Source organism: Kribbella sp. VKM Ac-2569 (assembly GCF_004216905.1).
Classification (GTDB): domain Bacteria; phylum Actinomycetota; class Actinomycetes; order Propionibacteriales; family Kribbellaceae; genus Kribbella.
In genome coordinates this window covers 1,252,496-1,269,477 of record NZ_SGXJ01000001.1, presented here as the reverse complement: position 1 = coordinate 1,269,477, position 16,982 = coordinate 1,252,496, and the positions used below count along the sequence as shown (strand labels likewise).

At 68.0% G+C, this 16,982-nt stretch carries 18 protein-coding genes; 12 read left to right on the top strand and 6 right to left on the bottom strand.

What is annotated here, in order from left to right:
* Positions 1-3 precede the first annotated feature (3 nt).
* The 8 genes from EV649_RS05835 to EV649_RS05795 all read left to right on the top strand — a co-directional run bounded on the left by EV649_RS05835 (position 4) and on the right by EV649_RS05795 (position 5,990).
* Positions 4-1,014: a hypothetical protein gene (locus tag EV649_RS05835; RefSeq protein WP_241997745.1), complete on the top strand. Its 1,011-nt coding sequence runs from the start codon at positions 4-6 to the stop codon at positions 1,012-1,014.
* Between the two features lie 180 nt (positions 1,015-1,194).
* Positions 1,195-2,184, top strand: coding sequence for a hypothetical protein (locus tag EV649_RS40740; RefSeq protein ID WP_157996184.1), 990 nt, complete (start codon positions 1,195-1,197; stop codon positions 2,182-2,184).
* 62 nt (positions 2,185-2,246) lie between these two features.
* Entirely contained in the window at positions 2,247-2,858 is a 612-nt protein-coding gene (locus EV649_RS05820; RefSeq protein ID WP_241997743.1) for a class F sortase, read from the top strand.
* A gap of 11 nt (positions 2,859-2,869) precedes the next feature.
* Entirely contained in the window at positions 2,870-3,331 is a 462-nt protein-coding gene (locus tag EV649_RS05815; protein WP_241997741.1) for a hypothetical protein, read from the top strand.
* Positions 3,332-3,348: 17 nt separating this feature from the next.
* A complete protein-coding gene (locus EV649_RS05810) occupies positions 3,349-3,768 on the top strand; it encodes an SRPBCC domain-containing protein (RefSeq protein ID WP_130381217.1) in 420 nt (139 codons plus the stop codon).
* Positions 3,769-3,816: 48 nt separating this feature from the next.
* Positions 3,817-4,257, top strand: coding sequence for a nitroreductase family deazaflavin-dependent oxidoreductase (locus EV649_RS05805; protein ID WP_130381215.1), 441 nt, complete (start codon positions 3,817-3,819; stop codon positions 4,255-4,257).
* 174 nt (positions 4,258-4,431) lie between these two features.
* Complete coding sequence (locus tag EV649_RS05800) at positions 4,432-5,154, top strand: CDP-alcohol phosphatidyltransferase family protein (protein ID WP_130381213.1); 723 nt, start codon at positions 4,432-4,434, stop codon at positions 5,152-5,154.
* Entirely contained in the window at positions 5,154-5,990 is an 837-nt protein-coding gene (locus EV649_RS05795; protein ID WP_198682323.1) for a hypothetical protein, read from the top strand. The genes EV649_RS05800 and EV649_RS05795 overlap by 1 nt, the downstream gene beginning before the upstream one ends.
* Here EV649_RS05795 and EV649_RS05790 read toward each other — a convergent pair.
* A complete protein-coding gene (locus tag EV649_RS05790) occupies positions 5,987-7,138 on the bottom strand; it encodes an AAA family ATPase (protein ID WP_130381211.1) in 1,152 nt (383 codons plus the stop codon). The two genes, EV649_RS05795 and EV649_RS05790, sit on opposite strands and share 4 nt — an antisense overlap.
* A gap of 202 nt (positions 7,139-7,340) precedes the next feature.
* Between EV649_RS05790 and EV649_RS05785 the strand changes: the two genes are divergently transcribed.
* Positions 7,341-7,757, top strand: coding sequence for a hypothetical protein (locus EV649_RS05785; protein ID WP_241997739.1), 417 nt, complete (start codon positions 7,341-7,343; stop codon positions 7,755-7,757).
* 422 nt (positions 7,758-8,179) lie between these two features.
* On the opposite strand, the gene EV649_RS05775 is transcribed toward EV649_RS05785, so the two are convergent.
* A complete protein-coding gene (locus EV649_RS05775; RefSeq protein WP_130381207.1) occupies positions 8,180-9,103 on the bottom strand; it encodes an SDR family NAD(P)-dependent oxidoreductase in 924 nt (307 codons plus the stop codon).
* A gap of 84 nt (positions 9,104-9,187) precedes the next feature.
* Between EV649_RS05775 and EV649_RS05770 the strand changes: the two genes are divergently transcribed.
* Positions 9,188-9,757, top strand: a complete 570-nt coding sequence (locus tag EV649_RS05770; RefSeq protein WP_130381205.1) for a TetR/AcrR family transcriptional regulator — start codon at positions 9,188-9,190, stop codon at positions 9,755-9,757.
* A 320-nt stretch (positions 9,758-10,077) separates the two neighbouring features.
* Here the strand turns inward: EV649_RS05770 and EV649_RS41075 are convergent, their stop codons facing one another.
* Positions 10,078-10,323, bottom strand: a complete 246-nt coding sequence (locus tag EV649_RS41075; protein WP_198682321.1) for a hypothetical protein — start codon at positions 10,321-10,323, stop codon at positions 10,078-10,080.
* A gap of 604 nt (positions 10,324-10,927) precedes the next feature.
* On the opposite strand from EV649_RS41075, the gene EV649_RS05760 reads away from it, so the two are divergent.
* Both EV649_RS05760 and EV649_RS05755 read left to right on the top strand, forming a co-directional pair.
* Positions 10,928-11,212, top strand: coding sequence for a hypothetical protein (locus EV649_RS05760; RefSeq protein ID WP_241997737.1), 285 nt, complete (start codon positions 10,928-10,930; stop codon positions 11,210-11,212).
* Positions 11,212-11,886 carry a hypothetical protein gene (locus tag EV649_RS05755; protein ID WP_198682319.1) on the top strand — a complete coding sequence of 225 codons (675 nt, stop codon included), beginning with the start codon at positions 11,212-11,214 and terminating at the stop codon, positions 11,884-11,886. The genes EV649_RS05760 and EV649_RS05755 overlap by 1 nt, the downstream gene beginning before the upstream one ends.
* Here the strand turns inward: EV649_RS05755 and EV649_RS05750 are convergent.
* The 3 genes from EV649_RS05750 to EV649_RS05740 all read right to left on the bottom strand — a co-directional run bounded on the left by EV649_RS05750 (position 11,875) and on the right by EV649_RS05740 (position 16,950).
* Complete coding sequence (locus tag EV649_RS05750) at positions 11,875-13,749, bottom strand: ABC transporter ATP-binding protein (protein WP_130381203.1); 1,875 nt, start codon at positions 13,747-13,749, stop codon at positions 11,875-11,877. The two genes, EV649_RS05755 and EV649_RS05750, sit on opposite strands and share 12 nt — an antisense overlap.
* On the bottom strand, positions 13,746-15,440 hold the full coding sequence (locus EV649_RS05745) for an ABC transporter ATP-binding protein (protein ID WP_241997735.1): 1,695 nt from the start codon (positions 15,438-15,440) through the stop codon (positions 13,746-13,748). Before EV649_RS05745 ends, EV649_RS05750 begins: the two co-directional genes overlap by 4 nt.
* Positions 15,441-15,726: 286 nt before the next feature.
* Positions 15,727-16,950, bottom strand: coding sequence for an MFS transporter (locus EV649_RS05740; protein WP_157996183.1), 1,224 nt, complete (start codon positions 16,948-16,950; stop codon positions 15,727-15,729).
* Positions 16,951-16,982 lie beyond the last annotated feature (32 nt).

Sequence of the window (16,982 nt, the reverse complement as noted above, 5' to 3'; positions counted from 1 at the left end):
GAGATGTCTGACCGTGCTGTGGCTGCAGGTACGACAGGGGGACTGGGGATGCTCGTCATGGGGGTTCGCGCTCAGGTTGCCGCAATGGTGGCAGCTGCCGGAGCGCTCACGGTTCTGATCGGTGCCGGTGCGATGCTGGTCCGGCCGGGCGAGGTCTCCGGACCTGCCGGTGCGGCGATGGCCGCGCCGCCGGGGAACAACGGGACCATCAAGATCGACGGGGTGGAGGTCGGCGACAAGCCGCCGGAGAACAACCCGCACCAGGGGTGTTCGTTCACCGTCGAGTTCTACAACTACGACCAGGGGCCGTACAACGCGCAGGTGATCTTCCAGGACCAGGCGCCGACGGCCGGCGGCGGGCTGCAGGTCGTGTCAGGCGACCTCACGCCTTTCATCGGCGGTGATCCGGCGAGTGGTGGCAACGATCTGGACGCTCGGCAGGTCTACACGCTGAAGTTCACCGGCCAGCCGCATCCCGTCCAGGGCTACCACGTCAAGGTGACCATCCACGCCCCCGGTTCCATCGGCAAGGACACCAAACACAAGGTCTTCTGGGTGAAGGGCTGCGACGCCCCACCACCCACCACGCCGCCGACGACGCCTCCGACGACGCCACCGACCACGCCGCCCACGACGCCGCCGACGACGCCTCCCACGACGCCACCGACGACGCCACCGACCACGCCGCCGACGACGCCGCCGACGACGCCTCCCACGACGCCTCCGACGACGCCTCCGACCACGTCTGCGACTGTGCCTCCGTCGAGCACGGTGCCGAGTAGCGCGCCGCCTACGAGTGCGCCGTCGACGAGTTCGACGCACCACACGAGTTCGGCGACCTCCGGCGTACCGACTGCCGTGGATGCCGGTCTGCCCGGTCCGCCGACCCGCGCGGTCGCGGCAACCGACAGCCGAACCAGCGAAACCGGCGGCATTCTGATGACGCTCGGAGGCATGCTCCTCGCAGGTGGTGCGATCGCCTCCCTCCGCCGCCACGGCCGCCACGCCAGGTAGCCCGGAGCACGCTCCAGCAGTCAACGATCGACCGTGCAGGTTGTCCACAGGCCCCAACGCGAAGGCCTGTGGACAACCACGTCCGGCACGGGGCCAATCGTTACCGAACAACCTTGACTGCTGTGACGAAACCGAAATACTTCTCTAGGCTTACCCCTGCACTCTCGTTCGAGGACGGACATGACCCACACGGGCGTTCGCTCCCGGGCCGCCGGCATCTTCGCCGGCGCCGGAGCCCTTTCCCTGCTTCTCGGCGCAACGGCACTGCTCGTCGCGCCCTCCGCCAACGCGGACCAGACCGACCACACCGTCGCGACCGGCGGCCACAAAGGCAACCCACCGGGCAACAACGGCACCGTGAAGATCGAGGGCGCCGAGCTCCAGGACAAGCCGCCGAACAACAACCCGCATCAGGGCTGTTCGTTCACCGTCGAGTTCTACAACTTCGACAAGGGCGACTACAACGCGACGGTCACCTTCAAGGATCAGGCGCCGACGAAGGACGGTGGTTTGCAGGTCGTGTCCGGCAACCTGCACCCGTTCATCGGCGAAGACGCGGCGGGTGGCACCGGCAACGACCTGGATGCGCGCGAGGTCTACACGCTGAAGTTCACCGGCCAGCCGCATCCGAAGCAGGGCTACCACGTGAAGGTCACCGTGAACGCCCCCGGTTCCATCGGCAAGGACACGAAGTACAAGGTGTTCTGGGTGAAGGGCTGCGACGCCACGCCTCCCACCACTCCGCCGACGAGCCCGCCGACCACGCAGCCGACGTCGACGGACACTCCGCCCACCACGCCGCCGACCACGCCTCCGACGACCACGGACACGCCGCCGACGACACCGCCCACGACGACCGATACGCCGTCGGTGAGCCCGTCGGAGACGCCGTCTACGACGCCGACCTCGCCGGGTACGTCGACCAGCCCGTCGGACACGCCCCCGACGGTCACCGAGTCGACCCCGGCCTCCGACGTACCGAGTGACACCCCGACGGCCGGTGTACCGACCGAGGTCGACGCCGGCTTCGGTGGCCCGTCCTCCAACTCGGTTGCCGACAGCAACAGTCCGTTCGGTCTCGCGGGCGGTCTGCTGCTCGCGGCCGGCGGCGCGATGCTCGCCGGTGCCGGAATCGTCGCGCTCCGTCGACGTGGGACCCGCAGCGCCTAGCAGGACCTGGAATGAGCTCTGCCCGTCGACGCGGCCGCCCTGCTCCACTTCGGTGGAGTGGGGTGGTCGCGCTCGTGGGTGTCGGCGTACTCGGAGCCGGCGCGTACCTGCAGTTCGGCGGTAACCAGCAAGCCGGTGCGTCGTCGACTCTGCCGACCCCTGCGGCAATGTCAGCAGAAGGTCCGGGTAGACCTGCAGTTGTGCCGAAATCGTCGGCCGGCCGCACGGCGACAGCGCGGGCCGGAATGCCCACGGGCATCAGCATCCCGCGGCTCGGCGTGACCGCGCCGGTCGTCGCGATCGACGCCGTACATGCCGCGTTGACCCCGCCTTCCGACCCGTCGAAGGTCGGCTGGTGGTCCGGGGGAGCGGAGCCCGGGAGCACGCGCGGTTCCGCTGTCATCACCGGCCACACGGTTCACAACGGCGGCGGAGCGTTCGACAACCTCGGCAAGTTGGTTCCCGGAGCCGTTGTGCGAGTGTCGACGGCTCGTGGCCAGTTGCCGTACCGGGTTGCCACTGTGACGACGTACCGGAAGGCCACGCTGGCGAAGCGTGCGGCGCAGTTGTTCGACCAGAGCGTTCCCGGCCGGCTCGTTCTCGTGACGTGCGAGGACTGGAACGGCGAGGTCTACCTCAGCAACGTGGTCGTCCTCGCCCTGCCGATGGCGTAGCCTGCTCCGTCGTGACGATCGATGGGCTGGGCGACACGTTCGGCGCTCGCGCGGATCGGGCGGCGCCGGAGGTCTCGTTCGAGGAACTGGTCGCGATGATGCCGGAGGCGTTGCGGGAGGTGTTCCCGCCGTACCGCTGGCAACTCGCGAAGCTGTGGGAGCTCGATCTGAAGGTCGAGCCGGTCGAGATCGCGGACCTGGTCTGGATGTTCGACCTGCCGCTGTGGCAGCTCGAGGGCGAGCGGTTCAAGGTCACGCCGCATCAGGTCGCCGAGACGCCGATGAACTTCCGCGCGCACTACCAGCGGGTGATGGACGCGGATCTCGACTTCCCGATCAACCTGGTCGCGTACCGCGGCCGGCTGGTCGTGCTGGACGGCGTACACCGGCTCCTGAAGGCGCACTTCCTGCGCCGCCGGTGGGTCGAGGCGACGATCGCGACCGCGACACAACTCAAGTCCTGCGCCGTTTGAGGGGCAGGATGGTCGGCATGGACAGCGTTGAGCGTGAGGTGTACGTCGAGGCTCGGCCGGAGACGGTGTGGGCCGCGGTGACGCAACCCGAGGTGTTCGCCCGGTGGTACGCGTTCGGTGGCGCGGAGATCGATCTGCGGCCAGGCGGGCGGCTGGTGATGCGGTGGGACGAGCACGGGGAGTTCTTCGGGTTCGTGGAGAAGGTCGAGCCGGGCCGGCGGTTCGCCTACCGGTACGCCGTCGATCCCGGAGTGGAACCGGCGCCGGGCAATGCGAACCTGGTCGAGTTCACCGTCACCCCGGAAGGCGAAGGCACCCGCCTGCTGGTCGTCGAGTCAGGCTTCGACCGCCTGGACAACGAGCAGGACCCCGACCAGTCCGCCCAGGCCTGGGACAACGCCCTCACCACCCTGACCACGCTGGCCCCGACACTCTGACCACGCCGGGGGTGTCGATGTTGATGTGTCACCATTACCATTGATGACATGACATCGAACACTGACGACTACGCTCCGAGTCCCACCGGCTGGGTGCGGGACCAGGTCGAGAAGGTCACCGCGGCCGGAACCACCGAAGCGGTCGACATCAAGGGTATGAAGGTGGTGCTGCTGACCATGCGCGGCGCCAAGTCCGGCAAGATCCGGAAGGTCCCGCTGATGCGGGTCGAGCACGACGGTGTGTACGCCGCGGTCGCCTCGCTCGGCGGCGCTCCCAAGCACCCGGTCTGGTACTACAACCTGAAGGCCGACCCGAAGCTCACCCTGCAGGACGGCGAGACCACCAAGGAGTACGTGGCCCGCGAGATCGAGGGCGCGGAGTACGACGAGTGGTGGCCGCGGGCAGTCGCCGCCTACCCGCCGTACGCCGAGTACCAGACGAAGACCACCCGGAAGATCCCGCTCTTCCTGCTCGACCCGATCGCGTAGTTCCCCGCGCCCCGTGACTGACTAAGTCCTTGCAAAGATCTGCGGGAGATGACGGTCGGTCACTGGGGCGAGACCAGGCTTGTGAGACGCTGGCGACGGCTGGGTCCACCTCGACCCGGCCCGACGCGCTGCGTCGCCTGAGTTCTGGGAGTTGTCCTGACCACACACGACGCGGTGCGGGAACCGTTCGTCGGGTCGACGCGGTTGCGTCTGGCCGGATTTGCACTGCATGCCTATACCGCGAGCGGAACGGTGCTCGCGTTGCTGATCGTGATCGCGGCCATCGACGGCGACGCCGTCCGGGCGCTCTGGCTCGGGCTCGCGGCCCTGGTGATCGACGGCACCGACGGGATGCTCGCACGCCGGCTGCGGGTGAAGGAGACCATCCCGTGGTTCGACGGCGCGATGCTGGACAACATCGTCGACTACCTGACGTACGCGTTCGCGCCGATCGTGCTGCTGTGGACCGGCGGCTATCTCCCGTCCGGGACCTGGGGCGCGGTCCTCGGCGCGCTGCCGCTGCTTGCCTCCAGCTACCAGTTCTGCCGGGTCGACGCGAAGACCGAGGACCACTTCTTCCTCGGCTTCCCGAGCTACTGGAACGTGGTCGCGTTCTACGTCGTGGTGCTCGGCCTCAGCCCGGTCAGCACCGGCACCATCCTGGTGGTCTGCTCGGTGCTCGTCTTCATTCCCGTGAAGTACGTGTACCCGTCGCGCACGAAGGCGTTCCGCTCGCTGAACCTGCTGACGACCGCGATCTGGCTCGCGTCGTACGCCGTACTTCTCGCGCAGATGCCGAACCCGAACGCGATCGTGGTCGCGATCTCGCTGGCCTACCTCGTCTACTACGGCGGCCTCAGCCTCTACCTCACCTGGCGCCGCAGGGCTGTTTCCTAGTGGTTCTCGGTCTCGGCGCGGCGCTCGGCGCCGCGGTGCTGTTCGGTGTCGGGGCGATCCTGCAAGCCGTCGGTTCGCGGAAGGTGCCGACCGAGTCGGAGCTGGATCCGCGGCGGCTCGGCGGGTTCGTGGTCGCGCTGCTCAAGCAACCGGCGTTCCTCGGTGCGCTGGCGCTGAACCTGGCCGGCTTCGGACTGCACTTCGTCGCGCTGCGGTTGCTGCCGTTGTACCTGGCGCAGGCTGGTATCGCGGTCAGTCTGGTTGTGACGGCGTTGCTCGCGACTCGGTTGATGTCGGACAAGCTGAGTGCGCTCGAGTGGTCTGCGGTGATCGGCGTCTGCGTCGGCCTCGGTCTGCTCGCGGTGGCGGCAGGCGATGCGGGCGCCAGCGCGCAGCATCACGGGCTCACGATCGGCATCATCGTGGGGCTCGTCGTCCTCGCCGTACTGGGCGCCGTTGCCAGTCGTTCGCAGCACGGTGTCTCCACGGCACTGCTCGGTTTGCTCGCCGGTCTCGGGTACGCCGGGGTTGCGATCTCGGCGCGCTTGTTGCAGGACGGGTCGATGAGCGAACTCGTCCGGAGCCCCACGCTGTACACGCTGCCGATCAGCGGGGCGCTTGCGTTCATCCTCTACTCGCTGGCCCTGCAACGCGGTTCGGTGACGCTGGCCACCACGCCGATGATCGCGTTGCAGACCATCACCCCGGCCGCCGTGGGCGTCTTCGTCCTCGACGACGCCGTACGCGCCGGATGGTGGCCGGCCGCAATCGCCGGCTTCGTCCTGTCCGCGGCCGGATCCGTGATCCTCGTCCGCTTCGAGAGCGTCAAGCCTTAGCGACTCGGCCACTTCCACGGCGGCTCGTCCAGTGGGCCTTGGCCGGTGATGGTGGTGGAGCCTTTCTCCTTGACGAGTTCGATCGTCTGGAGGTCGGGGGAGAGGGCCTCCATCGACGCGATGAACGGGCGGGAGTGGGTGACGACAATGACCTGGGTCTCCTTCGCCGCGGTGACCACCAGGTTGGCCAGCGCCGGCAGGAGATCGGGGTGCAGGCTGGTCTCGGGCTCGTTGAGGACGAGGAGTTCGGGCGGTCTCGGCGTGAGCAGCGCGGCGACCCACAGGAGGTACCTGAGGGTGCCGTCGGAGAGCTCGGCGCCAGAGAGCGGACGCAGCAACCCATGCTGGTGAAAGGCGATCTCGAAACGGCCTGCGGTGTTGGTGATCTGGACACGACTGCCGGGGAACGCGAGCTCGATCGCCTCGTCCAAAGCTCCTTGAGGACCTAGCTCCCGAACCGTCTGCAGGGCCGCGGCCACGTCCGCGCCGTCTGCGGAGAGTACGGCGGTGCGCGTGCCGACCTGGACTCGGCGGGCGGGCGCTGTCGCGTCGGTGCGGAAGTGGTCGTAGAACCGCCAGCCCCGCAGGCGTTCCCGCACCAGCAGCAGTTCGGGCGCGCGCTCCGGGTCTGCGAACTCGCTCAGCATGCTGTCGAACGTCTGGATCTGGTGCCCGCCGCGCTGCCATTCACCACTCGCCGAACGGATCCGCACCTCGTGGTTGGTGCGCTCGACCAGCAACGCCGCCGGCCGCAGGAACGGCCCGGCCCACAAGGCTTCCCGCTTGATCTCCGGATCCAGATCGAACTGCGAACCGTTCGGGATCGGCAACCCGAGATCCATCAGATAGCCGTAGTCGTCCCCCGCGAACCCCATCCGCAACGTCACCGGCCCGGTCCGCCGGGTGCCTTGCGTCGGGCGATCCTTCCGGACATGCTCCGGCCCCGCCCACAGCGTCGACTGCAGACCGCCTTCGCGCGCAAGCGCCGCCACCGCACCGTTGCGCGAAGCATCAGCCAGCAACCGCAGTGCCCGGTAGAGACTCGACTTCCCCGTCCCGTTGGCCCCGGTCACGACGTTCAGACCGCGCAACGGCATGACGACCCGCCGCAGCGACCGGTAGTTCTCCACCGCCAACGTCGTCAACATGCCATTCACGGTACCGACGCCCTGCGACAGTTCTGGGCCGTCGTCATGTCACAGACGGCGGTGCTGTCTCGTCTCGGGAGCGAAACCGAATGAGGAGGGTGTTGAGGATGCGGGTGTTTGTGGCTGGTGGAAGCGGTGTGCTGGGGCGGCGGCTGGCGGCGAGGCTGTCGCGTTGGCGCGGCCGGATGTGATCGTGCATCAGATGACTGCGATCTCGATGACGCACGCGGGTAAGCCGGACATCAAGCACCCGGACCGCTGGTTCGCCAAGACGAACAGACTACGCACCGAGGGCACTGACCACCTCCTGGCCGCGGCCGAGGCAGTCGGCGTCGCGCACTTCGTTGCGCAGGGCTACGCGAGCTGGAACGGCATCCGCGAAGGCGGCTGGGTCAAGACCGAGGAGGACCCGCTGGACCTTCTGGAGGGAACAGCGGCGTACGTCGGCCTCAAGGCGCTGAGCCGCATCGAGGACCTCGTGCTGAAGATCGGTGGCGCTGTCATGCGGTACGGCCTTCTACGGACCAGGGGCCATCGACGACCAGGTGGAGCTCGTGCGCAAACGCCAGTACCCGCTGGTGGGACGCGGGACTGGCTACAGTTCCTGGGTGCATCTTGACGACGCTGCGAGCGCAACTGTGGTGGCTGTCTTCACTGAACAAGTCAAGCGCGGTGGCGCGCCGGACACCCTTTCGTCGGCGGCGTACCGGGCACGGGCTGGGACCTGCACGAATACCGGCATTCCGGGCTCACCCACCTCGGCGAGGCCGGGGCCAGCCTGCCGATGCTGATGGCCAAGTCCCGGCACAAGAAGCCGGAGAAGGTACGGCGCTACTTCCATCCGTCGGCGGAAGCGATCGCCGAGGTCACCAGCCTGCTCGCACCCGGCGACGCGCGCCGCTGACCTGCTGTCACCGGTGTGCCCTACCGCCGTCCCGGCGCCCACGCCGCCAGGGGCATAGTCGGCCAAGGTCCTCCAGGGTCCGCGAGTAGCAGCGCAGGCCGACTCTCCTCTTGGTCGGCCGATCGCGGGTGGAGGCCTCAGACGGAGAACCGGACGTCGGTGAGCTGCTCGGACACGGTCCACAGGCGCTGCTGGACGGTCGTGTCGTGGGACTTCTTGCTGGAGGTGACCACCTCGGGGTATCCGCGGGTTCCGCCCATGCCGTTGGGGCCGTAGAACTGGCCTCCGGTGACGGCGGGATCGGTGGCCGCCCTCAGGGTGGGCAGCGCTCCCATGGCGGCCGGCTGGGTCAGCAGAGGCTGGACCAGTTCGGCCCCCTTGCGCACCAGGCCGCTCATGTTCTGAGTGAGTTCGGTATCCGACGCGCCGGGATGCGCGGCGGCGGCGATGGTGGTGTGGTGCGGGGCGAGGCGGCGCTGGAGTTCGTAGGTGAACATCAGGTTGGCCAGCTTGGCCTGACCGTAGGCGACAACCCGGTTGTAGGAGCGGTCGAACTGCAGGTCGTCGAAGTGGATGTCGGCCCGGATGCGGTGGCCGAAGCTGCTGACGGTGACCACCCGGGAGCCGGGCACGGGCAGCATCAGGTCCAGCAGCAGGCCGGTGAGCGCGAAGTGCCCGAGGTGGTTGACCCCGAACTGCATGTCCAACCCGTCCTCGGTCTTCTGCCGGGGTGTGAACATCACGCCCGCGTTGTTGATGAGCAGGTCGATCTTCGGATGCGCCGCGTGCAGCTCATCGGCGGCCGCGCGTACCGATTTGAGGGAGGCAAGGTCCAGGCGCTGGAGGCTGAGCTTGGCGCCCGGGGCACGCTCGCTGATGCGGGCGAGGGCCTCGTCGCCCTTGTCGAGGTTGCGCACGGCGAGGACGACGTGCGCGCCATGCTGGGCCAGGGCCCGCGCGGTCTGCATCCCGAGGCCGCTGTTGGCGCCGGTGACGACAACGACCCTGCCGTCCTGGGCAGGGATGTCCTGTTCGGTCCACCGGTCGGTCGTGCTGGCCATGATCAACCTCCATAACGTGAATGATGCTTCATCTTGTAGAGTGAAGCATCATTCATCTTTCGTCAAATGGTCCCGGAGGGCTCCATGACCTCACCCCGACCGCTGCGTGCCGACGCGGCCCGCAACCGCGCCCGGATCATGACCGCGGCGCATGAGCAGATCACCGAGCACGGGCCCGAGGTGTCGATGGAGCAGATAGCCGCTGCTGCGGGCGTCGCGGTCGGAACCCTGTACAAGCACTTCCCGAACAAGAGCGACCTGGTCACAGCCGTGGTCGCCACCTCGTTCGAAACACTCGCCGACGACGCCGAAGAGTGCCTGCAACGCGAGAACCAGGGTTCACCCGCCATGGCGGAGCTCACCGGCTTCCTCAGCCGCGTGATGGACACCGTCGCCCACAACCGCGCCGTCAAAGCAGCCGCGTACGCGCTCGGCGCCGACCACGCAGCCCACCCCGCCATGCAGGAGGTGGAGACCCGCGTCACCCAGGCCCTCGGCCAACTCATCCGCACCGCACAAGCCCAGGGCGGTCTGCGCGCCGACTTCACCGTCGACGACCTGTACCTGATGCTCTTCACCCTCCCCGCCGACCAGCCACCCACCGCCCGCGCCCGATGGCTCGCCCTCCTGCTCACCGGGCTCACCGCCCGCTGACCGACCGCGGGGGGTAGGCCGCCGTCGCGGCCACCGCCGGGACGCCCTCTACGACCGCCTCGCCCCAGCGGGGGACGGGCTCCGCACTGTGGGGGGTGACTCCAAGGCAGGCCGATCGACAGTCGGTGTCTGTGCCTCGAGAATTTGCGCTTGAAGGCCGCAGGTAATGCAAGTCTGTGCCACCTGGCCGGCGCATCCACATGAGGTTGCCGAACTCATCCCCGCGGACCGCAGTTTGATCGACGGCCCGGACGCTGCACGAGTCGTGCTCGCTTGCCGCCGCTGCGCCGGGATCTCGTGAGCGGTGGTCGTGGGGCCGCTCATGCGGGCAGGCCGAGTAGTTCGCGGACCGCGGCGGAGTCGTAGGCCGACTTGATCACGGGGCCTTTCGTGCGGGGGCGGGCGTAGTGCTCCAGAACCTTGGTGACCAGATCCTCAAGCCGTGGCTGGGCATAGATCTGGGTCGTGGACACGCTGGCGTGCCGCAGGATCGTCTGCACGTCGAACAGCGTGAACGCCGGATCAGCGAGCAGCCGTGCTGCCGTGGTGTGCCTTGCCGGGTCCACCACAGCGGTCCACCCGGCGTGACGGGCGGGCACTCCTCGCGCAGATACAGCGCCAGCCAAACGAACGAGTCCACGCTGGCCGGAATCGTCTCCCGCAGGCGGCTGCCCTTGCTGACCACCGTGATCGTGTTCGCGCCGGCGTCCAGGTCGGTATCCAGACACAACCCGAGCAGCTCGCCGGCCCGGGCACCACTGGACAGCCAGAACGACACCAGCGCGCGGCGCGGCTTCGCTGTGCGGGCACCGGGTTGATCAACGGACCCAGATCAGCCGCACACGCCCACTCGTAGAATCCGAACAAGACGCTCAGCTGATGGTTGATCGTGCGAGCGGCGTACTTCGTGCCCAGCACCGCCTTGCCCGTGATCGGAGTCACCGACCCCGGCGCCGCTGCACCAGTTCGCCGGTTCAACCGCTGCGGTACCGGCGAGTCGCGTAGCCGCTCGACGAACTCCCGGACGTCAGTCCGTTCAGCGTGCTCCCATGCTGTCCACCGGTCGTGCAGAAACCGGAACCAGCGCAGCAGGTCGTAGGCGTCGCTGCGCAGCGTCGCCGGCGAACAATCCGAGGCAGCCAGATCCCGCAAGAACGAAGATGCCGACACGTGCTCCTCGTCCGGAAACCACACACGCCAGCGCAGTCCCTGCTCGAACTCGACGACCCGCCCCAACTGCCGGCCAGCGACTGGCTGCCGTACCTGGCGGAGTGCGCCGGTGCGAAGCCGCCGCTGCGCGTGCCGGTGTGGTTGGCGCGGCGGCTGGCGGGAGACCAGGCTGTGGTGATGATGACCGAGGGACGCGGCTTCTCGAACGCCAAGGCGAAGCGAGAGCTCGGCTGGGAGCTGCAGTACCCGTCGTGGCGGCAGGGCTTCAAGGCCGAGCTGGCCTGATGCGCACACGCGACGAGGAGTTCGAGGAGCTGCGACCGCTGCTGTTCTCGATCACCGATCGGATCCTCGGCAGGTTCGGGTTCGGGTTCGGCTTCGCGGAGGTGGCATCGGCCGTGGGGCGCTCGGAGGCGGCGTGCCGTCAGCTGGTGGTCCGTGCCCGTCGGCACATGGACGCGGGGCGCCCCAGGTTCGCAGCTGACCAGCGAGAGCGGGAGGAGCTGGCGGTGCGGTTCTTCGAGGCGTTCAAAGAGGGTGCTGTCGGCAACTTGATGGAGTTCCTGGCCGCGGACGTGCAGCTTGTCGGCGACGCGGGCGGCAAGGCGCCGCAGTGGGGCCGAGGTGTCGTGGCCGGCGCCCGCAACGTGGCAGGCATGCTGGCTGCGCTGGCTGGACCCTTCGCGCAGATCGGTGGCGTTGTGGAGCCGCAGCTGGTGAACGGTCAGCCGGGCGCGATCTTCCGCGATAGCGACGGCAGAGTGGTCAACACGTGGACCCTCGACATCGTCGACGGGCAGATCCAGGCGATCCGTGCGGTGGTGAACCCGGACAAGCTCCGGCACGTCGGACCGGTCGCCGACGCGTGGGCCGTCGTACAGGAGACGAATGCGGCCCGCCGTACAACGGACTGGACGCGTGAGGAGGACCCCACGCGCCCAGAGCCGTCAGGCCAGTGACTCTTCCCAGGCCTGGTGGAGTCCGGCGTAGTGGCCGTCGTCCATGGTGATGAGGTGGCCGGGAGGGCCGTCCTCGATGATCCGGCCGTGTTCCAGGACCAGGACGCGGTCGGCGGTCTCGACGGTGGACAACCGGTGCGCGATGACGATCGCCGTACGGTCGGCCAGGATCGTCTTCAGCGCCCGCTGGATGAGGCGTTCGCTGGGGATGTCCAGGCTGGACGTCGCCTCGTCCAGGATCAGTACGGCGGGGTTCGCCAGGAACGCCCGCGCGAACGCGACCAGCTGACGCTGACCCGCCGAGAGCCGGGAACCGCGCTTCTCGACCGCGGTCTCGTACCCGTGGGGCAGCGCCGTGATGAAGTCGTGCGCCCCGATCACCTTCGCGGCCTCGACGACCTCCTCCATCGTCGCGCCCGGTTTGCCGAACCGGATGTTGTCGGCGACCGAGCCGGTGAACAGGAAGTTCTCCTGCGTCACCATCACGACCCGCTCACGCAGGTCGTCCTCGGCCAGGTCCCGGAGGTCGACACCGTCGAGCAGCAGGTGACCGCTCGTCGGGTCGTAGAACCGTGCCACCAGCTTGGCGATGGTCGTCTTGCCGGCACCCGTCGTACCGACCAAGGCCAGGGTCTGACCGGCCGGCACGTCCAGCTGCAGACCGGGCAGCACCGGTACGCCGTCGACGTACTCGAAGCGCACGTTCCGCAGTTCCAGATGACCGTGCGCCGGACCTGGCTTGGCCGGCTGGATCGGCTCCGGAACGTCCGGCGTCTCGCTCAGCACGCCGGACAGCTTCTCCAGCGCCGCCGAAGCGGACAGGAACGTGTTGTAGAACTGCGTGATGTCCTGCAGCGGCTCGAAGAACTGCCGCAGGTAGAGCAGGAACGCGGTCAGGACGCCGACCGTCACGTGCCCGTGGTACGCCTGGTAACCGCCGTACGCCAGGATCGCGACGATGGTGATGTTGCCGACGCCCTTGATCGCCGGCATGAAGACCGCGTTCAGCCGGAACGCCTCGAGGTTCGCCTTCCGGTACCGGTCGTTGACGCCGTGGAAGATCTCCTCGTTCCGCGGCTCCCGACGGAACGCCTGCACCGCGCGGATGCCGGTCATCGACTCGACGAAGTGCACGATGACCAGGACGACGGCCTCCCGCGTCTGCCGGTAGACCGCCGCGGACCGCTTCCGGAACCAGGCTGTCAGGAGCAGCAGCGCCGGGAACGACAGCAGGGCGAGCAGACCGAGCTTCACGTCGAGCGTGAGCAGGATGATCGACGTGCCGACCAGCGTCAGCACCGCGGTGACCAGGCTGTCGAACCCGCTCGCCAGCATCTCGTCGATGACGCCGACGTCGGACGTCAGCCGGGAGATCACCCGGCCCGAGGTGAACTTGTCGTGGAACGCCGGGCTGAGCCGCTGGAAGTGGTCGAACACCCGCTTGCGCAGCCCGAGCAGGATGGTCTGACCGAGTCGGCCCGAGCGCATCAGGAACAGCTGCCGCGCAAAGGCCTGGAGCAACGCCGACGCCAGGACGGCGATGACGATCGTGACCAGCTCCTGGGAGCCCTTGCCCGCCAGGATCGGCGGGATGCCGTTGTCGATGCCCAGGTGGACCAGGTACGGCACGGCGAGCCGGGCCGCGTTCTCGACGATCACGATCGCTACCAGCAGCCAGATGACCTTCTTGTACGGCCGGAGCAGCTCACCCAGCAGTTTCCGTGAGTCCTCCTTCAGCCGGATGCTGGTCGCACGAGAGATCTCCCGGTCGGGGTCCTCCTCGAACTGCCCCCGCCACTTCTGCTCCTCCGGCTCCTGCTCGTCCTTCACCTCGTCGGGAGGAGGTGTCTGCGTTGTCGTCATGCGTGCACCTCCTCTTCCTCCGCTGCGAGCAGGTGCCGGTACGCCGGGACCGTGGTCAGCAGCTCGTGATGGGTTCCTACGTGGGTGACCGTGCCGTTCTGCAGCAGGGCCACTTGGTCGGCCAGCATCACCGTCGACGCGCGGTGCGCGACCACGATGCCGGTGGTCTCGGAGAGCACGTTCTGCAGTGCTTCCTCGACCAGCGCCTCGGTGTGTACGTCGAGAGCGGACAGGGTGTCGTCCAGCACCAGTACGGCGGGCTTGGCGAGCACTGCACGAGCCAGTGCGAGCCGCTGCCGCTGACCACCCGACAGCGACATGCCCTGCTCACCGACGCGTGTGTCCAGGCCCCACGGGAGGTCGTTCGCGAACTGCGCCTGAGCGACGTCCAGCGCCTGCTGGACGTCCGCCTCGGTGGCGTCCGGACGGCCGAGGGTCAGGTTCTCCCGGACGCTCATGGAGAACAGGGTGGGGTCGTCGAACGCGGACGCGACAGCCGTCCGCAGCGACACCAGGGACAGGTCCCGGATGTCGTGCCCGTCGATGGTGATCCGTCCGGCGGTCACGTCGTACAGCCGGGGGACCAGTGCGGTCAGAGTGGTCTTGCCGGACCCGGTGGCACCGACCAGTGCGAGCGTCGTACCAGGGGTCAGGTCGAGGTTGATGTCGTGCAGCACCTCGGTGGAGTCGTCCGAGAACCGGAACCCGACGTGCTCGAAACGCAGGTGACCACGCGCGTTCGGGAGCTCCTCCGAGCCGGACTTGATCACCGAGTAGGTGTCCAGGATCTCGCTGATCCGGTCCGCCGCGGTCATCGACTCCTGCGCCATCGCCAGGATCGCGCCGAGCGAGGTGACCGGCCAGACCAGTGACAGCATCAGCGTGATGAACGCGACCAGGGTGCCGAGCGTGATCGCCTCCCGGCCGACGGCGAGCGCGCCGAGCAGCAGCACGATCACCAGCGTCAGGTTCGGGATGACGCCGAGGAAGCTCCAGAACCGCGACGCGAGCCGGACCTTCTCGACCTCGGTGTCGTACAGCGTGGTCGCCTCGTCGTCGAACTGACCCTGGACGTGCGGCCGCCGGCCGAACGCCTTGATCACCCGGAAGCCGAGCGCCGACTCCTCGATCCGGGTGGCCAGGTCACCCTGCTGGTCCTGGACCTTGCGGGAGATCCGCAGGTACTTCTTCTCGAACTTCAGCGACACCATGACGATCGGCACAGCGGCCACCAGGACCACCAGGCCGAGCGGCCAGTACAGCTGGAGCAGCAAGACCGTGACCACGGCCAGCTGCAGGATGTTCATCACCAGGAACAGCAGACCGAAGCCCATGAACCGGCGGATCGTGGACAGGTCGGTGGTGACGCGGGAGAGCAGCTGACCGCTCTGCCAGCGGGTGTGGAACTCCATCGGCAGGGACTGCAGACGGACGTACAGGTCGTGCCGGAGCGTGGCCTCGAGGTCGCTGACGGTCCGGGACTGCGCCCAGCGACGCATCCAGACCAGGATGACCTCGGAGATGCTGAGCCCGAGGGCCAGCAGTGCCAGCGGCACCAGCATGCTCAGCTCGCGGCGGGTGACCGGACCGTCGATGATGGCTCGGGTGACCAGCGGAACGGCGAGGCTGACGCCGACGCCCAGCATGGCGGTGGAGAACATCACCGCGAGGCGCCAACGGTGTGGCTTCAAGTAGGGACGGAGCCGCCACAGGTTGCGGCTGCGTTCTGGGGCACGGGTGGTAGGGGCTGCGATCGACGGCGCTTGGACAGTGTGCTCTGAAGGCATCTGGACGGGCGCACTTCCCATCTACTTCGAGTCAAAGGGGTTTTGCGACCTGAAAACGGCGCACTTTCCAGTATCGCTCAGTAGGTAAGCGCTTGTCGCGCGAATTCCATTCCCTGCCGATGAAACGCAATAGCCCATCCAATGCCCACGCGGGAACCCCACCTCCACCTATCACGATCCGCAATCAGTACTACGTGACCGATCGTTCGACCGGTTCCTCTTCGGGCAGATCCTGCAGTCCGCGGAGCGGGGAGAAGGCCGCGACCAGGAGACCGGCGAGCATGCCGGCGGCCGCGATCAGCAGGGTGGGACGGATGTGGATGGCGGTGGCCACCACGCCGGAGACGCCTGCGCCGACCGTCTGCCCGCCGATGACCAGAGTGCGCCAGGACGCGGTCACCTGCCCCACGAGGTGCGGCGGCGCGAGCGCCTGGCGCAGGGTGCGCTGCGGGACGGCGAACAGGGACATACCGAGTCCGGCCAGTACCTGTCCGAGGAGGATCACCGGCGTCACACCGGTGAACAGGGCGACCCCGTTGAGTGACGCGAGGAACACACCGGACAGGTAGGAGTGACCGAGGCCGAACCGGCGGCACCACGCGGGGGCGAGGAAGGTTCCGGCCACCGCAGCAGCTCCGAACGTGGTCATGGACAGCCCAACGAACGCCGGTGACCTGTGCAGCTCACGGATCAGGAAGAGAACCACGAGCGGACCCTGCATCGCGCCGGCCATGGCAGCGAATCCTGCCGAGACGACGAGCGGTCTGAGCATCCGGTCGCCGAAGAGCACCCGCAGGCCGGCCGACAGCCGCACCTCGGACCGTGGTCGTGCGGGTACCCGGGCGGGCTCGCGGAGCAGGTATGCCGCGATCGTGGACACGACGTACGACGCGGCGTCGATGAGGATCGCGAACGGTGCCGTGAGCACCTGTACGAGGAAGCCGGCTGCGGACGGTCCGAGTGTGGAGGCGAGGTTGAGATTGAGCATTGCCGCGCTGTTCGCCCGCATCAGGTCCTCACGGGGCACCAGCGCCGGGATCATCGTCTGCGACGCGGTGTCGGACAGCAGAGTCAGCACTCCGGTCAGTACGGCGACGACGTACAGCTGCTCGATGCGCAGCCAGCCCAGTGCTGCCACCGCAGGCACCGAGCCGAGCAGAAGGAGCCGTCCGACGTCGGTCCAGATCAGGACGCGACGCAGCGACCACCTGTCGACCCAGACGCCGGCCAGCAGCCCGAACACGAGATGCGGTGCGATCGTCAACGCCGACAGCGCACCCATCTCCACGGCCGACGCCTGCAGGGTCACCACAGCCACCAGCGGCAGCGCGACAGTGGTGACCGCACTGCCCGACGCGGACACCAATTGCCCGATCCACAGCTTCCGGAACTCGCCCCTCACGACCCATCCCATGCCTGTGAACCTGTCACTCAGCAGAGCCACTC